15 protein-coding genes and 1 tRNA gene are annotated in these 18062 nt (G+C 41.3%); 15 read left to right on the forward strand and 1 reads right to left on the reverse strand.

Annotated elements, in window-relative coordinates; translation table 11 throughout:
* On the reverse strand, positions 1-219 hold a 219-nt coding region (locus BLR42_RS23320; protein ID WP_207648549.1), incomplete at its 3' end, for a transposase.
* Positions 220-469: 250 nt separating this feature from the next.
* Here BLR42_RS23320 and BLR42_RS13835 point away from each other — a divergent pair.
* From BLR42_RS13835 to BLR42_RS13905, 15 genes are all read left to right on the forward strand, one after another.
* A complete protein-coding gene (locus BLR42_RS13835) occupies positions 470-1243 on the forward strand; it encodes an alpha/beta hydrolase family protein (RefSeq protein ID WP_170832782.1) in 774 nt (257 codons plus the stop codon).
* A complete protein-coding gene (locus tag BLR42_RS13840) occupies positions 1240-1518 on the forward strand; it encodes a hypothetical protein (protein WP_091870296.1) in 279 nt (92 codons plus the stop codon). The genes BLR42_RS13835 and BLR42_RS13840 overlap by 4 nt, the downstream gene beginning before the upstream one ends.
* An 87-nt stretch (positions 1519-1605) precedes the next feature.
* Positions 1606-1688: transfer RNA gene (locus tag BLR42_RS13845), tRNA-Leu, on the forward strand.
* A gap of 229 nt (positions 1689-1917) precedes the next feature.
* Entirely contained in the window at positions 1918-4410 is a 2493-nt protein-coding gene (locus BLR42_RS13850) for a glycoside hydrolase family 2 protein (RefSeq protein ID WP_091870299.1), read from the forward strand.
* Positions 4403-5887 (forward strand): DUF6937 domain-containing protein, encoded by a 1485-nt coding sequence (locus tag BLR42_RS13855; protein WP_091870302.1) that lies wholly within the window; start codon positions 4403-4405, stop codon positions 5885-5887. The genes BLR42_RS13850 and BLR42_RS13855 overlap by 8 nt, the downstream gene beginning before the upstream one ends.
* 24 nt (positions 5888-5911) lie before the next feature.
* Entirely contained in the window at positions 5912-7339 is a 1428-nt protein-coding gene (locus BLR42_RS13860; RefSeq protein ID WP_091870305.1) for a glycoside-pentoside-hexuronide (GPH):cation symporter, read from the forward strand.
* A gap of 299 nt (positions 7340-7638) precedes the next feature.
* Positions 7639-7965 carry a zf-HC2 domain-containing protein gene (locus BLR42_RS13865; protein ID WP_022760097.1) on the forward strand — a complete coding sequence of 109 codons (327 nt, stop codon included), beginning with the start codon at positions 7639-7641 and terminating at the stop codon, positions 7963-7965.
* 61 nt (positions 7966-8026) lie between these two features.
* Positions 8027-10756: a DNA polymerase I gene (polA, locus tag BLR42_RS13870; protein WP_091870307.1), complete on the forward strand. Its 2730-nt coding sequence runs from the start codon at positions 8027-8029 to the stop codon at positions 10754-10756.
* 1 nt (position 10757) lies between these two features.
* Positions 10758-11351, forward strand: a complete 594-nt coding sequence (coaE, locus tag BLR42_RS13875; RefSeq protein WP_091870310.1) for a dephospho-CoA kinase — start codon at positions 10758-10760, stop codon at positions 11349-11351.
* The gene (locus BLR42_RS13880) at positions 11351-13519 is read left to right on the forward strand and encodes a cell division protein FtsA (RefSeq protein WP_022760094.1); all 2169 of its coding nucleotides are present in this window, start codon (positions 11351-11353) and stop codon (positions 13517-13519) included. The genes coaE and BLR42_RS13880 overlap by 1 nt, the downstream gene beginning before the upstream one ends.
* A gap of 74 nt (positions 13520-13593) precedes the next feature.
* Entirely contained in the window at positions 13594-14391 is a 798-nt protein-coding gene (locus BLR42_RS13885; protein WP_091870314.1) for an MBL fold metallo-hydrolase, read from the forward strand.
* A gap of 24 nt (positions 14392-14415) precedes the next feature.
* Complete coding sequence (locus BLR42_RS13890; protein ID WP_091870316.1) at positions 14416-14688, forward strand: ACT domain-containing protein; 273 nt, start codon at positions 14416-14418, stop codon at positions 14686-14688.
* Positions 14689-14700: 12 nt separating this feature from the next.
* Entirely contained in the window at positions 14701-16065 is a 1365-nt protein-coding gene (locus tag BLR42_RS13895) for a PFL family protein (RefSeq protein ID WP_091870319.1), read from the forward strand.
* Between the two features lie 3 nt (positions 16066-16068).
* On the forward strand, positions 16069-17103 hold the full coding sequence (locus BLR42_RS13900; protein ID WP_022760090.1) for a carbohydrate ABC transporter permease: 1035 nt from the start codon (positions 16069-16071) through the stop codon (positions 17101-17103).
* A 1-nt stretch (position 17104) separates the two neighbouring features.
* Entirely contained in the window at positions 17105-18058 is a 954-nt protein-coding gene (locus BLR42_RS13905; protein WP_022760089.1) for a carbohydrate ABC transporter permease, read from the forward strand.
* Positions 18059-18062 lie beyond the last annotated feature (4 nt).

The following is an 18062-nucleotide window of genomic DNA, read 5'->3' on the forward strand; positions in this document are numbered from 1 at the left end:
ATCAAGAGTAACCCTCTTACCAAGTATTGGTAAGTCTTGAGCCTTCCTATGATGCGAGCCGTGATGTTTTATTAAAGGCGCCCCACACTTATGGCAGGTGCAGTTGTTACTTACAGAATGCATTCTGATAATGATTTCATCATCAGTTTCCTCAACATCAAGTATCTTTAAATCAGCAGGGTAAAAACTCTGTAAGTCCAGAGAAGAAGTAGTAGACATATCCCTCTATCCTTTCGGAATCAATATATGTCTATTATACACCGCCTTGGAATGCTATACTATAGCCAAGTACTAATCGATGAGGAAGAACCAATTTACTCTTACAAAGTGGAATTAACTATTACAAGTCACCAGATTATTTTTATGTTTTTTTAACCGTTTATAGATGCCCCAAAACTTGTTAATTTTATGAAATTTTGATAAAATAGTTATCGGAAAAATGTGGTTCTGTATTATATGTGAGGCAGCTATGCAAAAGACATATATAGTGGAGAGAGACGGGTATCACATTTCTGGGGAACTATATTTGCCTGATGATGCTAAGGGAAGATATCCCATAGTGATCATGGCGCACGGCTTCGGGGGAAGCCGGGAAGGAACAAGGCCTTATGCGGAACTTCTTGTAAGGGAAGGGATAGGGTGTTATATCTTTGACTTCTGCGGCGGAGGTCTATCGTCCAGGAGCGACGGTAAAATGACTGATATGTCTGTGCTCACAGAAAGCAAAGACATAGAAGCTGTGGTTGAAAATATTAGAAAAGCACCTTTTGCAGACAGGAAGAATATATTTCTTATGGGAGAAAGCCAGGGAGGTGTAGCTTCAACTATTGCAGCTTCAAAAACACCTAAAGAAATCAGAGCTATGGTGCTTCTATATCCTGCATATATTCTTTTTGACGATGCTAAAAACAGATATCCAAAGAAAGAGATGATTGAGGAAACAACAACTGTTTTCGGTCTTCCGGTAGGGCGCAGATACTACGAGGACGCATTTTCTCTTGATATTCATGACTGTATGGGCAAATATGACAGGAATGTACTTATTTTGCATGGCAATATCGATCAGGTTGTTCCGATTTCATACAGCCTTGATGCAAGAAAGAATTTTCCTGCGGCCAAAATCATACAGATAACCGATGCCGGTCATGGATTTTATGGAAAAGAGGTTGTGAAAGCCGGCAAAGAAATGATATCATTTATTCAGGAGAACATGGATGAGCCATGTAAAGGGGGATTATTATGAGTTGCTTGTTTGATAAAAAAATACAGGATATCGATATTGATGAACTTAAAAAGAGCGCAGAGAAGGTTCTTTCTTTTACAGGAACCAAGGCTAAGAGTGCTTGCGCATATGCGCAGGACCGTTTCGATGATCTTGATGATGATAAGAAAAACCTGCTTATAATCGGACTTTCCATATTCGTGGGAGTACTTGTTATAGCAGGCATATTCTACGCCCTTGGGAAGAAGGCTGGAAGAAAAGAAACCGCTTTCGAGTATGAAGAATGGGATAGTTGACGGCTCTTTTGATAATATGTCCATTTGGTGCTTGAATATCCATTTTTGATATGTTAACATAGGTGAGTCGCAGATTTTTGCACATAGGCCGGCGTGTCGGAATGGCAGACGATGCAGACTCAAAATCTGTTGTCCTCACGGGCGTGTGGGTTCAAGTCCCACCGCCGGCACTATTATTATGACATTCAGGCAGTATATGTTTGGATGTCTTTTTCTTTTGTCAATTCAGATTATTATTCCCCTTACATATATTTTTGGAATATAGTATTATTGCACAAAACGCGGAAACGAAATTTGCACATTTCGTTTCTTGTTTCTCCGTGCGCGGAGTGTTACTATAAACACATGGAAACGTAATTGAATCAAAAACGTTTCCGGACACAATTGAGGATAAGCCTAATGAGAAAAGTAATCTATTTAAACAATGACTGGAAATTTAAGAGCGAATTTGATGAGAGCATGATCAGCTCCGATTTCAGGGATACCGGATTTCAAAATATAAGAATCCCACATACAGTTGCAGAGACATCATTCAATTATTTTGATGATGCTGTTTATCAGATGGTGAGCTGTTACCGAAAGACATTCAGGGCAGACCATAATTGGAAGGATAAGAGAGTTGCAATTCATTTTGAAGGTGCTGCGCATGAAGCTACGGTATATTTTAACGGTGTGCTTCTTGGGACACATTCCTGCGGCTATACTGCCTTCGAGTTTGATATATCCGAGCATATTCGTTATGACGAACCAAACACAATTGTTGTGAAGCTTGACAGTAGAGAATCTCTGAATGTTCCGCCCTTCGGGTTTGTGGTGGATTATATGACTTATGGAGGTATTTATAGAGATGTATTTATCGAAATAACCGATAAGACCTATATTTCCAGAGCGTTTGTATATACAGAAGTTCCTGAGGTTATGAACGTTTCGCTTAAGGAGAAGGATGTTACACCAAGATCTGTCGGAGCTTTCCTACGTGCGAGATTCAGAATCAAGGGATCACTTACCGGTTGTGTTGTAACCGAGTCACTAAAAAGAATTTCAGGTGAACTTCCCAAGGACGCAAATGATGAATATGCAGAGGAAACTGAGCTAAACAGGATAGCTGCAAAAAATAAAATGACCTTTGATTATCATACACTTCCTGTTGTCTTGTGGGATGTGAAAAATCCCGCACTTTATAAATTTATCATTAGAATATACAGAGATGAGCAGCTCGTTGATGAGAAAAATATAACGTTTGGATTCAGGAACGCTTCTTTTAAGGCAGACGGCTTTTATCTAAACGGAAGAAAATTCAAACTGCGCGGCTTGAACAGACATCAGTCCTATCCGTATGTTGGATATGCAATGCCTGCATCGATGCAGATAGAGGATGCGAGAATAATAAAAGAAGACTTATGTCTTAACTGCGTAAGAACTTCCCACTATCCGCAATCTCAGGATTTTATGGAAGCCTGTGACAGAATGGGAATACTTGTATTTACCGAGATACCCGGATGGCAGCATATAGGTGATGAGGATTGGAAAAAACAGGCTCTTGAGAATGAAAGAGAAATGATTTTCCAGTACAGGAATCATCCTTCGATCTTTATTTGGGGTGTCCGAATTAATGAATCTGCAGATGATGATGATTTTTACTTAAAAACAAATCATATCGCTCATGAGCTTGATTCTTCGAGAGCCACCGGAGGAGTAAGAGCGGATACAAAAATGCATCTTCTTGAGGATGTATATACATTAAATGACTTTTCACATAACGGGAAAAAGCCCGGTTGCATTAAAAAGAGACAGGCAACACCGGATATGTCTTCGGCGTACATGGTAACAGAGTATAACGGACATATGTATCCGACAAAAGCTTTCGATCCTGAAGATACAAGAGTCGAGCATGCGATGAGACATATAAGAGTCATGGATGCTATCGCAGGTGAGAGGGACATAGCCGGAGGCATTGGCTGGTGCATGTTTGACTACAACACCCACAAGGATTTCGGTTCGGGCGACAGAATCTGTTATCACGGCGTGATGGACATGTTCAGGAATCCCAAGCTTGCTGCTTACGGATATGCAATGCAGGGGGATGACAAGACAGTATTGGAACTGTCATCTGCTATGGATATTGGAGAGCATCCCGAGTGTATTCGAGGTGATATCTGGCTCTTTACGAATGCGGATTCCGTAAAAATGTATAAGAACGATGTTTTTATAAAAGAGTATTATCCAGGTGCGTCACCTTATAGAAATATTGAACATGGTCCAATACTTGTGGACGACTTTATTGGTGATGAGCTTGCGGAAAATGAAAAGTTCTCAAAATACTTTGCAGGAAAGGTTAAGCATGCACTAAACCAGGCTGCACGTCACGGCATGGGGAGTCTGTCTCTTGGCGATAAGATTACCGGTCTTGAGATGATGCTTTTCCATAGGATGTCTGTTAAGAACATAGTTGATATGTACCAGAAGTACATCGGTGATTGGGGCGGCGAGGCAACATCGTTTAAATTTGAGGCTATTAAGAATGGTGAGGTTGCTGCAACAATCGTAAAAGAGACGGTAAAGGGGATAAGCATTGAAACTGTGGTTAGTAACACTGAGCTTATGGAGGGTAGATCTTACGATGTGGCATCGGTGAGGATAAGAGTTGTTGACCAGAATGGAAATGTTTTACCGTTTTTTGCCGAACCCTGCAAGCTTAAGACAGAAGGTGCAATTGAGATTATCGGACCCAGAACGGTGCCGCTCAGAGGCGGAATGGCCGGGACCTATATTAAATCCAAGAGGTGCCAGGGATCTAAAGGTAAGCTGATAATAAGTCTTCGTGCGAGCGGAGAGAAAATAAAGAAAGAAATAAGTTTTACAATAAGTGAAAGGATAAATGGTAATGTCTGAGAAATCCAAGATAATTTTCGGAAACGAGATGCCTGAGAAAGTATATAGAAAGGCAATGAAAACAAAGGAAAAGAACAAGAAGAAATTCGGAGATGACTCCAAAGCAAATTACCCTGTCAAAATAACAGAGAATAAATACATAGGAGAGAGTCTCGGAGTAAAAAATATCGAGGTGCTGCCTGAAAATGCTGATGTTTCCGGGACACTGCCTTTCGACGAGGAAAAAGGACTTATAGTTGGAAATATCAGAATGGGCTTTGGGCATTACAGAATCAGTATGGCAATGGCTTCTTGTGCTAAGTATATGGGATATACACCGTATTGGATGGACCTTAATTCCTATCCGCATACAACCTGCACGAAGCTGATAAGTGCACAGAATGACTTGTATTCTCTTGGATCAAGACTTTCAAAAAATCCTATTTTCAACAAACTCGTGTGGGAGCCTGTAAACTATGAAGGCTTCAGAGCTCTTTCATATAATGCGGCTGATCAGGCAAATGCTGAGCTGATGGCACCTGTTTATAAAAATGTGCCAAAGGATATTCCTGTTATTGCAACACATGTATGGCCTGCTCAGGCTGCGATCCATGCCGGTATGAAGTATGTAGTCAATGCGGTTCCCGATAACTGGCCGATGGCACTTCATTTTTCTGAAGGATCTATTCATACAATACAGTGCAGAAATGCATATATGGGTTACAGAATACTTAACGGTATGAACAAGAAAAAGGTCTGCAAGGCAATGCCCGGAAAGGAACTTGTCTATACCGGACATTATATCGACCATGAACTTGTTTCAAATATTGAGAATGACTGCAAGGCAAGATGTGACAGAAGGAAAAACAAAAAGCCCATGAGATTCCTTCTTACAATTGGCGGAGCCGGAGCACAAAAGGAGATATTTGCTGCAATAATAAAGTATCTGCTTCCGAAGATAAAGAAGAATGAGGCGGCTTTATATGTAAATGTGGGTGATTACAGACAGGTCTGGGAGGATCTGAAAAAAGAGATTCCGGGAATGAGTTCCTTCATCCACGAGCACCTCGGAGATTTTGCGGATACAGAAAAATTCGCGGCTGATGCACTTGATCCTTCCAATGAAGTGACCGGTATTCACGGCTTCTGGCATGAGAATATTTTCGAAGCTGTTTACTGTACCAATCTCCTTATGAGAAGCTGCGATGTGCTGGTTACAAAGCCCAGTGAACTTGCATTTTATCCTGTTCCCAAGCTGTTTATAAAGAGAGTGGGAAAGCATGAGATGTGGGGCGCTATACATTCTGCCGAGGTGGGAGACGGTACTCTTGAGTGCAGAGATATTCCGCATACAGTACAGATGCTGAGCCAGTTCCTGCATACATCGCTGCTCGATGATATGTGTGACAATATTATTGAAAATAAAAAGACAGGTCTCTATGACGGAGCTTACAAGGTTGTGGAGCTTGCCATGGGGATGAAAAATAACAACAAGTAATTTGATTTAAGAGGTTAAAAAGTAATGAGCGAACATAACAAATTGTCCGGAGCCGCAAAGGCGTCTTATGGTCTTGGAGCAGTCGGAAAAGACATGGTTTACATGCTTTCCGCTTCATACGTTTTGTATTACTTCCAGGACATTCTTGGGGTTAGTGCCGCCGCTATGGGTGTAATTCTTATGGTGGCACGAGTTTTTGATGCATTTAACGATCCTATAATGGGAGCTATAGTTGCTAAGACAAAGACCAGATTCGGAAAATTCAGACCCTGGCTCCTTATCGGTACTATAACAAATGCTATAGTGCTTTATCTGATGTTCTCGGCACCGCCGACTTTGTCGGGAAGCGGGCTTGTAGCCTATGCGGCTGTAACCTATATACTTTGGGGTGTTACCTATACGATGATGGATATCCCCTATTGGTCAATGATACCTGCTTTTACTGAGGGCGGAAAAGAAAGAGAGGGTCTTACAACACTCGCTCGTTCATGCGCAGGTGTTGGTTCTGCGATAATTACAATCATAACAGTAATGTCTGTTTCTGCTCTTGGTCATATCTTTGGAGGAGCAGACATCACCGATAGAGATGTCGAACGAATCGGTTTTTCATATTTTACAATTGTGATCGCTGCTTTGTTTGTGCTCTTTACCGTAATATGTTGTATCAATGTTAAGGAAAAATCCACAGTTGACATGAAAACAGCATCTATAGGAGAGATGTTCAGAGCACTTATTCAGAATGATCAGGCAATGACAGTAGTTGTAGCTATCGTAATCGTTAATTGCTCAATCTACATTACATCAAACCTTGTAATCTATTTCTTTAAATACGATTTCGGAACAGTAGGCTGGAGAGGTGCATACACACTGTTTTCAACCTTTGGCGGCGGAATTCAGATTCTGGCAATGATGCTTTTATATCCATTCCTAAGAAGATTCTTTACATCTATAAAGATTTACTTCATAAGCATGGGAATGGCTATTGCAGGATATATATCGCTTCTTGTACTTGCATCAACAAAAATGGATAACGTATATATCCTCTTTATTCCGGCGTTTTTCATCTTCTCTGCAAACGGAATGCTTGCGGTTATTACAACCGTATTCCTTGCAAACACTGTTGATTATGGTGAACTTAAGAACGGCCGCCGCGATGAATCTGTTATATTTTCCATGCAGACCTTTGTTGTAAAGCTTGCATCCGGAGTATCTGCATTTATCGCTGCTCTTGCGCTCCAGATATTGCAGCTCAGCAATGATACAGCGGAAACCGCAACAGACATAGACTATTCACAGGGAGTGGATATCATGCAGAAGATGGGGCTTCGCATGACAATGACAATCATTCCTGTTATCGGAATCCTTTTCGCAATCTTCTGGTTTAAGAAAAAGTACATCTTAAACGATGAGAAAATCGAAGAAATCTCCGCCGAAATCGCGCGGAGAAAGTGATCCTCTCACCTTGATTTATGAGATATGACAAATCAATTCTTACGCCCTGAATAGCCAGGAAACGGAAATATAAAGAATATATGGAAAGAAAAGTGTATGGCACCAAAATCGATTATGCGTAAGCAACGAGATTTTGGCGCCATATATTTTTCTGCACCATATGTGATTTATAGTTCCGCTTCCGTCATATAGGGAGTTTAACCGATTGTAATATTGGCTGTTTTGGTGTATGCTAGATATTGTTTAGTAGTATGCTTTGCGATATTATGTTCATACAAGATATTGGGGTTGGCGATACTATGGATTGCAAAGAATTTCAGAGAATGATACCCGGCTTTTTAGCTGATGAATTAGATAATTATTCTCTTGAGTCATTTTTGAATCATATGGAATCCTGCAGAAGTTGTAAGGAAGAGCTTACTATACAGTTTTTGATAGAAACAGGTATTCAGAGACTTGAGGATGGTAGTACTTTTAACCTTACGAAAGAGCTGAAGTCCACTACGAATGATGCCTGGGTCAGACTTCGTATGCGTAAGAGATTATTAAAGACCGCATACTTTCTGCAGATTATGGTCGTTGCGGAGATTATAGCAGCTATAGCGCTTTCAATCGCGCTTCGCTGAGAATAAGGACAACGGATAGAGTTTATCTGCTTAATATTATTTAGTTGGGGATATTTTTAAAATGGGGAAGAAATTATTACTGATAGACGGACACAGTATACTTAACAGAGCCTTCTACGGTCTTCCTGATCTTACTAATTCAGAAGGCCTGCATACAGGTGCAGTCTATGGATTTCTGAATATTCTTTTCAGACTGATTGATGAGGAACAGCCGGATTATCTGACTGTTGCTTTTGATGTCCACGAACCCACATTCAGACACAAAATATATGCCGAGTACAAAGGAACCAGAAAGCCAATGCCGGAAGAACTCAGACAGCAGGTGCCGCTGATGAAGGAAGTTCTTGACAGCATGAACATCTGCCGTATGGAGAAGGCAGGACTTGAGGCTGATGACATTCTCGGAACTATCGCAAAGAGAGGCGAGAGGGAAGGCATGGAAGTCAGACTTGTATCCGGTGACAGGGATCTTCTGCAGGTTGCAACGGATCATATTTGTGTTCGCATTCCCAAGACAAAACAGGGTAAAACGGAAATTGAGAATTATTTTGCAGCGGATGTCGAGACGCTGTATAAAGTGAACCCGGTTCAGTTTATTGAACTTAAAGCCCTTATGGGAGATTCATCGGATAATATTCCCGGGGTCCCAAAGGTCGGTGAGAAGACTGCAATTGAGCTTATGACCACTTACGGATCTATTGAGAATATATATGCCAATCTTGACAATATATCCAAGAAGGCAATAAGAGAATCGCTTGCGGCTAACAGAGAGCTATGCGATCTGAGTAAGACTCTGGCAACAATAGATGTGAATGCCGAGTTTGATTATTCTTTCGAAAATGCAACAATCGACAACATTTTTAATCGCGAAGCCTATGAGCTTTTTAAAAGACTGAATTTCCGTAATCTACTCTCGAAGTTTGAGGGAGATGTTACAAAAACAGAGATTAAGATTGATTTTAAGGACATTAATACGAAGTCTGAAGCAGATGCAGTATTTAAAGGTGCGTTGTCTTATGCCGGATCAAGGAACGACCGATTTATCGGAATAGGAATTTTATCCGATGATAGCCCATCAATTAAAAAGAGGGAGAAAATCGGACAGCTTTCACTTTTTGATGACGCATCAGAGTCTACTGATCTTATTGGAATCAGTGTTTGCTTTGAAGATGAAAAGGCTTCGTATTTTGAGCTTGAAAACGATATTACAGCCGCTTATGTTGGGGAGAAGCTCGAGGAACTTTCGGAGAAATGCAGACTTTCTTTCTTTGACATAAAGCATACATATAAATATTTTAAACCCTACGAAGTTGACAACTACGAAAAGAAAAAAGAGGGCTCATTTGATATTCTTATCGGGGCTTATCTGAACAATCCCTTAAAGAACGACTACCTTCCGGAAGATATTGCTTCGGAATATCTGCAGATGACCATAAGATCCAAGACACAGATTTTCGGAAAAGAATCTCCGCTTGCGGCAGACAGGAATCTCAGAAAAGAGTACACAGGATATCTTGCGTATGTTTCTTATAAAGCGGCTCCTCTTATTCAGAAGAAGCTGGAAGACTCTGACATGCAGGATCTGATGAATAATGTTGAAATGCCGCTAAGCTATATTCTCTATGACATGGAGAAAGAAGGTATCCTTGTTAAACGAGAAGAGCTTAAGGTTTACGGTGAGCGCCTTACAGGCAGAATCGAGGAACTGGAAAAGGCTATACATAAGGAGGCAGGTCAGGAGTTTAATATCAATTCACCCAAGCAGCTTGGGGAGATACTCTTTGAGAAGCTGGGATTGAAGGGTGGAAAGAAGACAAAAACAGGCTATTCCACTGCTGCTGACGTTCTGGAAAAGCTTGCTCCCGAGAATCCTATCATCAGAAATGTTCTTGAATACAGAGGTCTTACGAAGTTAAAGAGCACTTATGCGGATGGTCTTGCGACATATATTGATACAGACAATAGAATTCATACCAGTTTTAACCAGACAATAACTGCTACGGGAAGAATCAGTTCGACAGAACCGAATCTTCAGAATATCCCCATGAGGACCGAGCTCGGCAGAGCTATCAGAAAGGTTTTTGTTCCGAAGGAAGGATATGTTTTTGCCGATGCCGATTATTCACAGATAGAGCTTAGAATTCTGGCTCATATGTCCGGGGATCAGGGCCTTATAGATGCATATCACGAGGGTAGAGATATTCACAGGATTACGGCATCAAAGGTATTTGGAATTCCTTTCGATGAGGTTACTGATATCCAGAGAAGAAACGCAAAGGCTGTTAATTTTGGAATAGTATACGGAATAAGTGCTTTCGGACTTAGCGAAGATCTTAATATTTCCAGATCCGATGCAAAGAAGTACATGGAGGACTATCTTGCTACTTATCCGGGGGTTAAGAATTATCAGGACAGCGCGGTAGAGAGTGCCAAGGAGAAGGGCTATGCGGTGACTCTTTATAAAAGACGACGCCCTATGCCGGAGCTTAAGTCAGGTAATTTCATGCAGAGACAGTTCGGAGAGAGAGTTGCGATGAATGCTCCTATTCAGGGAACTGCCGCTGACATAATTAAGATAGCTATGATTCGTGTATGGAGAAGAATTCGAAAAGAAAAGCTTGCTTCAAGAATGATTCTTCAGATACATGATGAACTTTTGATAGAAACCAAGAAGGATGAAGAGGCTAAAATAAAGCTTATTCTGGAAGAGGAGATGACAAAAGCGGCTGATCTTCTTGTTCCGCTCGAGGCAGAGTGTCACACGGGGTCAGACTGGTTTGAGGCGAAGTAGAGTGAAAGTAATCGGAGTAACCGGAGGAGTAGGTGCCGGAAAAAGTACAGTACTTAACTACATAGAGAAGAGCTGTAATTGCCGTATAATTTTTTCCGATAAAGTGGCAAATGATATTAAGCTTAAGGGACAGAGCTGCTATGAACCTATAGTTGAGCTTCTTTCCGAGGACATACTCGGAGAGGATGGAGAGATAGACAAGCAGAAGATGGCAGCGAAGATATTTGCCGACGATAGTCTCCTGAATCAGGTTAATGATATTCTTCATCCTGCAGTAAATAATTATATTTACGGTGAAATAGAAAAAGAAAAAGCGGAAGGAAAGCTCGACTATCTTTTCATAGAAGCTGCACTTCTTATTGAAAACGGCTATCACAAGATCGTGGATGAATTGTGGTACATTTACGCAGATGAGAGTGTCAGGAGAAAGCGTCTTAAAGAATCGCGCGGATATAGTGATGAGAAGATAGATGACATTATAAAAGGACAGCTTTCCGATGAAGAATTCCGAAAGTATGCAAGCTTTGTAATAGATAACAGCAATGATGAGAACGACACTAGAAGACAAATAGATTTAAAGCTGGGGGAAAACTGATGGCTGAAATGGTTGAACAATCTGAGAAAAACGTAGTATTCGGTCTTGATATCGGTACCAGAAGCGTTGTCGGTACAGTTGGGTACATGGAGGATGAAATCTTCAATGTAATGGCGCAGTGTGTTGAGAAACATGAGACCAGAGCCATGCTCGACGGACAGATACATGATATAGGTAAGGTCGGCGCTACGATCAGGCACGTCAAGGAGAATCTTGAGCAGCAGACGCAGATACATCTGACGGATGTATGTATTGCTGCTGCAGGTCGTGTGCTTCGTACCATTAAAACGAATTTTGAAGAAGAATTCACTGACAACAGAGAGCTTACTCAGGAGGAAATCTATAATCTTGAGTCCAAAGCTGTTGAGAAAGCCTATCAGGAATTCCTTGCTCAGAATCAGTCGGATATGAAATTTTATCTGGTTGGTTATTCTGTAATGCATTATTATCTTGATGATTATCAGATTGCCAATTTAGAAGGACATAATGCTGGAAGAGTAGCAATTGACCTTATTGCAACCTTCCTTCCGGATGACTGCGTTGACGGTCTTTATAAGGCTTGCGAGAGAGCGGATCTTAAGGTTGCGAATATGACTCTCGAGCCTATTGCCGCTATGATGGTAGCAATTCCGCCTCAGTTCAGAATGCTTAATCTTGCGCTTGTTGATGTTGGTGCAGGAACCTCTGATATCTGTATAACGGATGACGGAACTATTACATCCTATGGAATGCTTCCAATTGCAGGTGATTCCATCACAGAGATTATCGCGCAGCACTGCCTTGTTGATTTTAATACCGCTGACCAGATAAAAATTGATGCAAGTCACATGGATCAGGTTAAATATGTTGATATCATGGGACTTGAGAAGACAATCTCGGCAAAGGAAATTTCAAAAATGATTAAGCCTCTTGTTGAGAAGATGTCCAAGATGGTGACACAGCAGATCAAGCAGCTAAACGGTAACAAATCAGTAAGTGCTGTATTTGTTGTCGGTGGTGGCGGCTGTGTACCGGGATATACCAAGGCTTTGGCAAAAGAGATGAAGATTCCGGAGGAGCGTGTTGCGCTTCGTGGCGAAGAAGTCATGAAGAGCATTCGATTCCTTAATGAAGACAGCACCATTGAGAGAGATTCACTTATGGTTACACCTCTCGGTATCTGTATAAGCTTCTATGAGCAGTCCAACAACTTTGTGTTTGTATCCTTTAACGGACAGCAGACTAAAATTTACGATAACGGTAAGCTTGCAATTGTTGATGCTGCGATGCAGGCAGATTTTCCTAACGAGGATCTGTTCCCTAAGCGCGGCGAAGAATTGAGATTTACCGTTAACGGGCAGGAGAGAATGGTGAGAGGTGAGCCCGGAGAGGCAGCTGTTATCACGCTTAACGGATCTCCTGCAGATATTCATACCAAGATTCATGCAAATGATATTATCGAAGTTACAAGTTCGACAGTCGGTAAGGCAGGAAGCAGTGAAATCAATGATATTCCTGAGTTCAAGGGAACTTTCAATATTACTGTAGACGGAAAGAGTATTGACGTACCGAGAACCGCTGAGGTTAACGGAGAAGTTCAGACCGGCCTTTATGATATTAAGTCCGGAGACGAGATAAAGATTCTTGATTATGAGACTGCAGCTCAGATAGCGGAGCTTCTGGATATTGACCTCACAGAGGATATGGTTATCACTGTCAACAATGAGGTTGCAAAAGGAGATACTCCTGTTTACGAGAACTTTAAGGTTGAGTTTAAGAGCGGCGCTGATGCTATCATGGAATACTATGCTAATTTCCCCGATGCCGATGAAGTTGCCATCGAACAGGAAAATGAGGAGTCATCCTACGAAGCCGATGCGGATCTTGACCTGGAGGAGAATGAAGATGGCAGCGTAAGTATCTCCGGCGGAAGTACAACTACTTCTTCTGTAAGGAGTGCAGCACCCACCAGACGCGTGGTTACACATGATCTTCATGTAATAGTTAACAATGAGCCTATTGTGCTTCACGGAAAATCGGATTATATTTTTGTAGATATATTTGATGTTATTGATTTTGACCTAAGTAAACCTAACGGCAGATCGATAGTAACCACACTAAATGGCGGTACTCCCGATTATATGCAGGCGATACATGAAGGCGACAGAATTGAAGTCTATTGGAAATAGATAACACAATCTTAATATGATAGACACATTTTCGTCACAGTTTATACTTAATATGGAAACGGAGATTGCATTAGATGAGACTTGCAAGCCTCTCAAGCGGTAGTAGCGGTAACAGTATTTATATAGGTTCCGATACTACAAACATCCTGATAGATACAGGATGCAGTAAGAAAAGAATAGAAGAAGGATTGGCCGGAATGGATTTATCCCTGGCCGATATAGATGCGATCTTTGTCACACATGAGCATTCAGATCATATTGCAGGACTTCATACTATTTTAAAAAAATATGATATTCCGGTATATGCAACCAGAGGAACCTTACTGGGAATCAGGACAAGTGATAAGAAGGGAGAAATGCTCTCTGCTGAGTTTCATGAAATCCGAGCAGATGAAAAGGTTCCGGTAAAGGATATTGTTGTAAATCCGATCACGATAATGCATGATGCGCTTGAACCTGTGGCGTACAGGATTTCCTGCGGCAAAAAGAAAATCGGAGTCGCGACGGATCTTGGATGTTACAATGATTATACGGTTGATAACCTGAGAGGCATGGATGCAATACTGATAGAAGCCAATCATGATGTGAGGATGCTTCAGACGGGGCCGTATCCATATCAGTTAAAAAGGAGAATCCTTGGGGAAAAAGGACATTTGTCCAATGAAAAGAGCGGTGAACTTCTGTGCAGGATTTTGCACGACGGTCTTAAAGGAATTCTTCTCGGACATCTGAGTAAAGAGAACAATCTGCCCGAGCTTGCTTACGAGACGGTGAGGGTTGAGATAGAAATGGGTGAGAATCCATATCACGGAAATGATTTTCCAATAATGGTAGCAGCGAGAAATGAGCTTTCTCCTGTTATTGAAGTGTGAGAAAAGATAAGGGAGTAAAATATTATGAACAAAATCATTATTACTGTGGTCGGTAAGGATACTGTAGGTATTATTGCTAGGGTATGTACTTTTCTGGCTGAAAACAGTATCAACATTCTTGATATTTCACAGACAATAGTTTCCGGATATTTTAATATGATGATGATCGTTGATGTTAGTAAGAGTGAAGCAAGCTTCCAGGAAGTAAGCGACACTCTGGATAAGATCGGTGAGGATATCGGCGTTGTAATTAAATGCCAGAGAGAAGAAATTTTCGATTCAATGCACAGAATTTAAAAAGGAGCTTAAATGATTAACATTAATGAAGTCTCTGAGACTAACGAGATGATCGAAAAGGAAAATCTTGATGTCCGCACTATCACAATGGGTATCAGCCTTTTGGATTGCATTAGCTCAGACCTTGATACATTAAACAGAAATATATATGAGAAAATATATGGATCCGCCAAGGATCTTGTTCAGACAGGTGAGGATATTGCCAAGGAATTCGGTATTCCGATCGTAAATAAGAGAATATCCGTTACTCCGATTGCACTTATCGGTGCTGCTGCATGTAAGAGCACAGAGGATTTTGTATCTATTGCAAAGACGCTGGATAAGGTTGCAAAGGATGTTGGAATAAACTTCCTCGGAGGTTACAGCGCGCTTGTAAGTAAGGGGATGACAGATGCTGACAGGCTTCTTATAGAGTCAATACCACAGGCGCTTTCCCAAACCGATGTTGTATGCTCATCTGTAAATGTCGGTTCAACCAAAACAGGAATAAACATGGATGCCGTGAGACTTCTTGGCGACGTAATCGTTAGGACAGCCGAGGCTACTAAGGATAATGACAGTGCAGGGTGCACGAAGCTTGTTGTATTCTGCAATGCTCCTGATGACAATCCTTTCATGGCAGGTGCTTTTCACGGAGTTACCGAAGCAGACAGAATTATAAATGTCGGTGTAAGCGGTCCCGGAGTTGTTAAGACGGCACTTGAAAAGGTGCGCGGAGAGAATTTCGAAATTCTCTGTGAAACAATTAAAAAGACAGCATTTAAGGTTACGAGAGTAGGTCAGCTTGTAGCAAAGGAAGCTTCCGAGAGACTGGGAGTTCCCTTTGGAATTGTTGACCTTTCACTTGCGCCCACACCTGCTATCGGGGACAGTGTTGCTGATATTCTTCACGAGATTGGTGTTGAACATGCGGGCGCGCCCGGAACTACGGCAGCACTTGCGCTGTTAAACGACCAGGTTAAGAAGGGCGGAGCAATGGCATCCTCTTATGTAGGAGGTTTGTCAGGTGCGTTTATTCCGGTTAGTGAAGACCAGGGTATGATAAATGCAGTTAATGCAGGAGCTTTATCACTTGAAAAGCTTGAGGCTATGACTTGTGTATGCTCTGTAGGTCTTGATATGATAGCAATTCCCGGAGATACAAAAAGTACAACCATTTCCGGAATTATTGCCGATGAGATGGCTATCGGCATGATAAACCAGAAGACTACAGCCGTAAGACTCATACCGGTTATCGGTAAGAAAGCAGGAGATACTGTGGACTTTGGCGGACTATTGGGATTTGGTCCTATCATGAGCGTCAACACATTTTCTTGTGATGAATTTGTTAACAGAGGAGGAAGGATTCCGGCTCCGATACATAGCTTTAAAAACTGATTTATGGATAAAATGAAAAAGATTCCCGAAAAGATATCGGGATCAGCTGAAAAATTTAATAGATTTCTCAGAAGAAATGCTGCAGGCCAGACTGATGAGCAAAATCGCGGATTAAAGAATAATATTGTGAACCGCGCTAAGAGAATAAAGCATCTTGCTAATAAAAAGAGCACTAGAAAGACTATTCGTGAGACTGCTGTTTCATGGGCATTTCTTTTACCGAGTCTCATGGGAGTTTTGACATTCTTTGTTATTCCTTTCTGTGTGGTTGTTTTTTATTCGGTTGTAAACAATCCTATTCAGAAAGAGTTTGTCGGCTTTTTCAATTTTGAAAGAGTGTTTGTTAATAATGCTTTCAGGCAGGCTGCATATAATACTTTTATGTTTTCGATAATAGCTGTGCCTCTTGCGGTGGCGCTTTCTCTATTCCTGGCTGTCGTTATGGAATCGGGTATACCGTTTAAGAGCCAGTTCAGGAGCTTTTTCCTTAGCCCCATGATGGTTCCAATTGCTTCAATAGTACTTATTTGGCAGGTGTTGTTCCATTTTAACGGAATTATAAATGTCATAAGTATGAATTTTGGCGGACCAAAGATTGACTGGCTTAAATCAGACAAGGCGCAGATAGTTATTGTTGCACTGTTTTTATGGAAAAACCTCGGCTATAACATGATTCTGTTCATGGCAGCTCTTTCGAGTGTGCCCAAGGATCTGATTGAGGTGGCAAAGCTTGAGAGCGCAACTGACAGACAGATTTTCTGGACAATAAAGATGAGATATCTCTCATCCACTATACTGTTTGTTACCATTATGTCTCTTATTAATTCCTTTAAGGTATTCAGAGAGATATATCTAATGACCGGAGATTATCCTTATAAGACGCTGTATATGATGCAGCATTTTATGAATAATACATTTGCCTCAGTCGATTACCAGAAGCTTTCGGCTTCGGCCATTATCATGGCATTGGTAATTGTTGTTCTGATGCTTATCATGTTTAACACTGAAAACCGGTATGGAAAGGATATAGAAGGCTAGTATGGCAGGACTTAAATTGCCTACCGGTGAAGCGGCGTTTTACGAAAGAGCCATTCGGAAGGCAAGAAGAAAGAAAAAAATATATAAATACGGTACTATAGCAGGAACCATTATATGTGCGATTTTTGCGGCATTGTTCCTGTTGCCGACAATACTTACAATTACAAATTCCTTCATGAGTTCTTCTGAAATCAGTGCCAATTACGGTGCGGTTTTTCAGACGACGGATACCGGAGGAAAGGTATTTATATCAAAAACGGTTAACCTCAAGTTTATTCCGGATATTGTTACATTCAGTCAGTATTTCACTGTGCTGTTCAAATCACCGGAATATCTTGTTAAGTTTTGGAACAGTATGATCTATGTTGTTCCGATCCTTGTGATTCAGCTTCTAGTGGCGATGCTTGCATCCTACGGGTTTGCGAGATACAAGGGAAGGGTAAGGGAGATAATATTTTTCCTTTACATCATTATGATGCTTATGCCATATCAGGTTACACTGGTACCTAATTATCTGGTATCATCGGCTCTCGGAATACTTGATACGAGATGGGCCATATGGCTGCCCGGATTCTTTTCACCGTTTGCGGTTTATCTTCTTACGAAATTTATCAGGAGAATTCCGGCAGAGGTAATGGAGGCAGCATCCATTGACGGAGCCAGTGAGTGGCAGATATTTACCCAGATATGCGCACCGCTTTGTAAGAGCGGACTTATATCTATCGCAATTCTGGTTTTTATAGATTATTGGAACATGGTTGAGCAGCCGCTTATTCTGCTCAGCAACGACGAGCTTCATCCGCTTTCGGTATTTCTGTCGAAAATCAATTCAGGCGAAATAAGCCTGGCATTTGCGGTAGCGGTTATTTATCTTGTGCCGCCGCTATTGATTTTCCTGTACGGCGAAGAGTACCTAATCGAAGGTATTTCGTACCAGGGCGGTTTAAAAGGATAGATTT

The sequence above is a fragment of the Butyrivibrio sp. INlla16 genome (genome assembly GCF_900104155.1).
In the GTDB taxonomy this organism is placed as follows: Bacteria; Bacillota; Clostridia; order Lachnospirales; family Lachnospiraceae; genus Butyrivibrio.

Bases quoted from the DNA above. Each gene is read 5' to 3' on its own strand.
- BLR42_RS13900 (WP_022760090.1), top strand. From the start codon at position 16,069: ATGGATAAAATGAAAAAGATTCCCGAAAAGATATCGGGATCAGCTGAA.
- BLR42_RS13850 (WP_091870299.1), top strand. From the start codon at position 1,918: ATGAGAAAAGTAATCTATTTAAACAATGACTGGAAATTTAAGAGCGAA.
- BLR42_RS13835 (WP_170832782.1), top strand. From the start codon at position 470: ATGCAAAAGACATATATAGTGGAGAGAGACGGGTATCACATTTCTGGG.
- BLR42_RS13865 (WP_022760097.1), top strand. From the start codon at position 7,639: ATGGATTGCAAAGAATTTCAGAGAATGATACCCGGCTTTTTAGCTGAT.
- BLR42_RS13895 (WP_091870319.1), top strand. From the start codon at position 14,701: ATGATTAACATTAATGAAGTCTCTGAGACTAACGAGATGATCGAAAAG.
- BLR42_RS13855 (WP_091870302.1), top strand. From the start codon at position 4,403: ATGTCTGAGAAATCCAAGATAATTTTCGGAAACGAGATGCCTGAGAAA.
- BLR42_RS13840 (WP_091870296.1), top strand. From the start codon at position 1,240: ATGAGTTGCTTGTTTGATAAAAAAATACAGGATATCGATATTGATGAA.
- BLR42_RS13860 (WP_091870305.1), top strand. From the start codon at position 5,912: ATGAGCGAACATAACAAATTGTCCGGAGCCGCAAAGGCGTCTTATGGT.
- BLR42_RS13885 (WP_091870314.1), top strand. From the start codon at position 13,594: ATGAGACTTGCAAGCCTCTCAAGCGGTAGTAGCGGTAACAGTATTTAT.
- polA (WP_091870307.1), top strand. From the start codon at position 8,027: ATGGGGAAGAAATTATTACTGATAGACGGACACAGTATACTTAACAGA.
- BLR42_RS13880 (WP_022760094.1), top strand. From the start codon at position 11,351: ATGGCTGAAATGGTTGAACAATCTGAGAAAAACGTAGTATTCGGTCTT.
- BLR42_RS13890 (WP_091870316.1), top strand. From the start codon at position 14,416: ATGAACAAAATCATTATTACTGTGGTCGGTAAGGATACTGTAGGTATT.
- BLR42_RS13905 (WP_022760089.1), top strand. From the start codon at position 17,105: ATGGCAGGACTTAAATTGCCTACCGGTGAAGCGGCGTTTTACGAAAGA.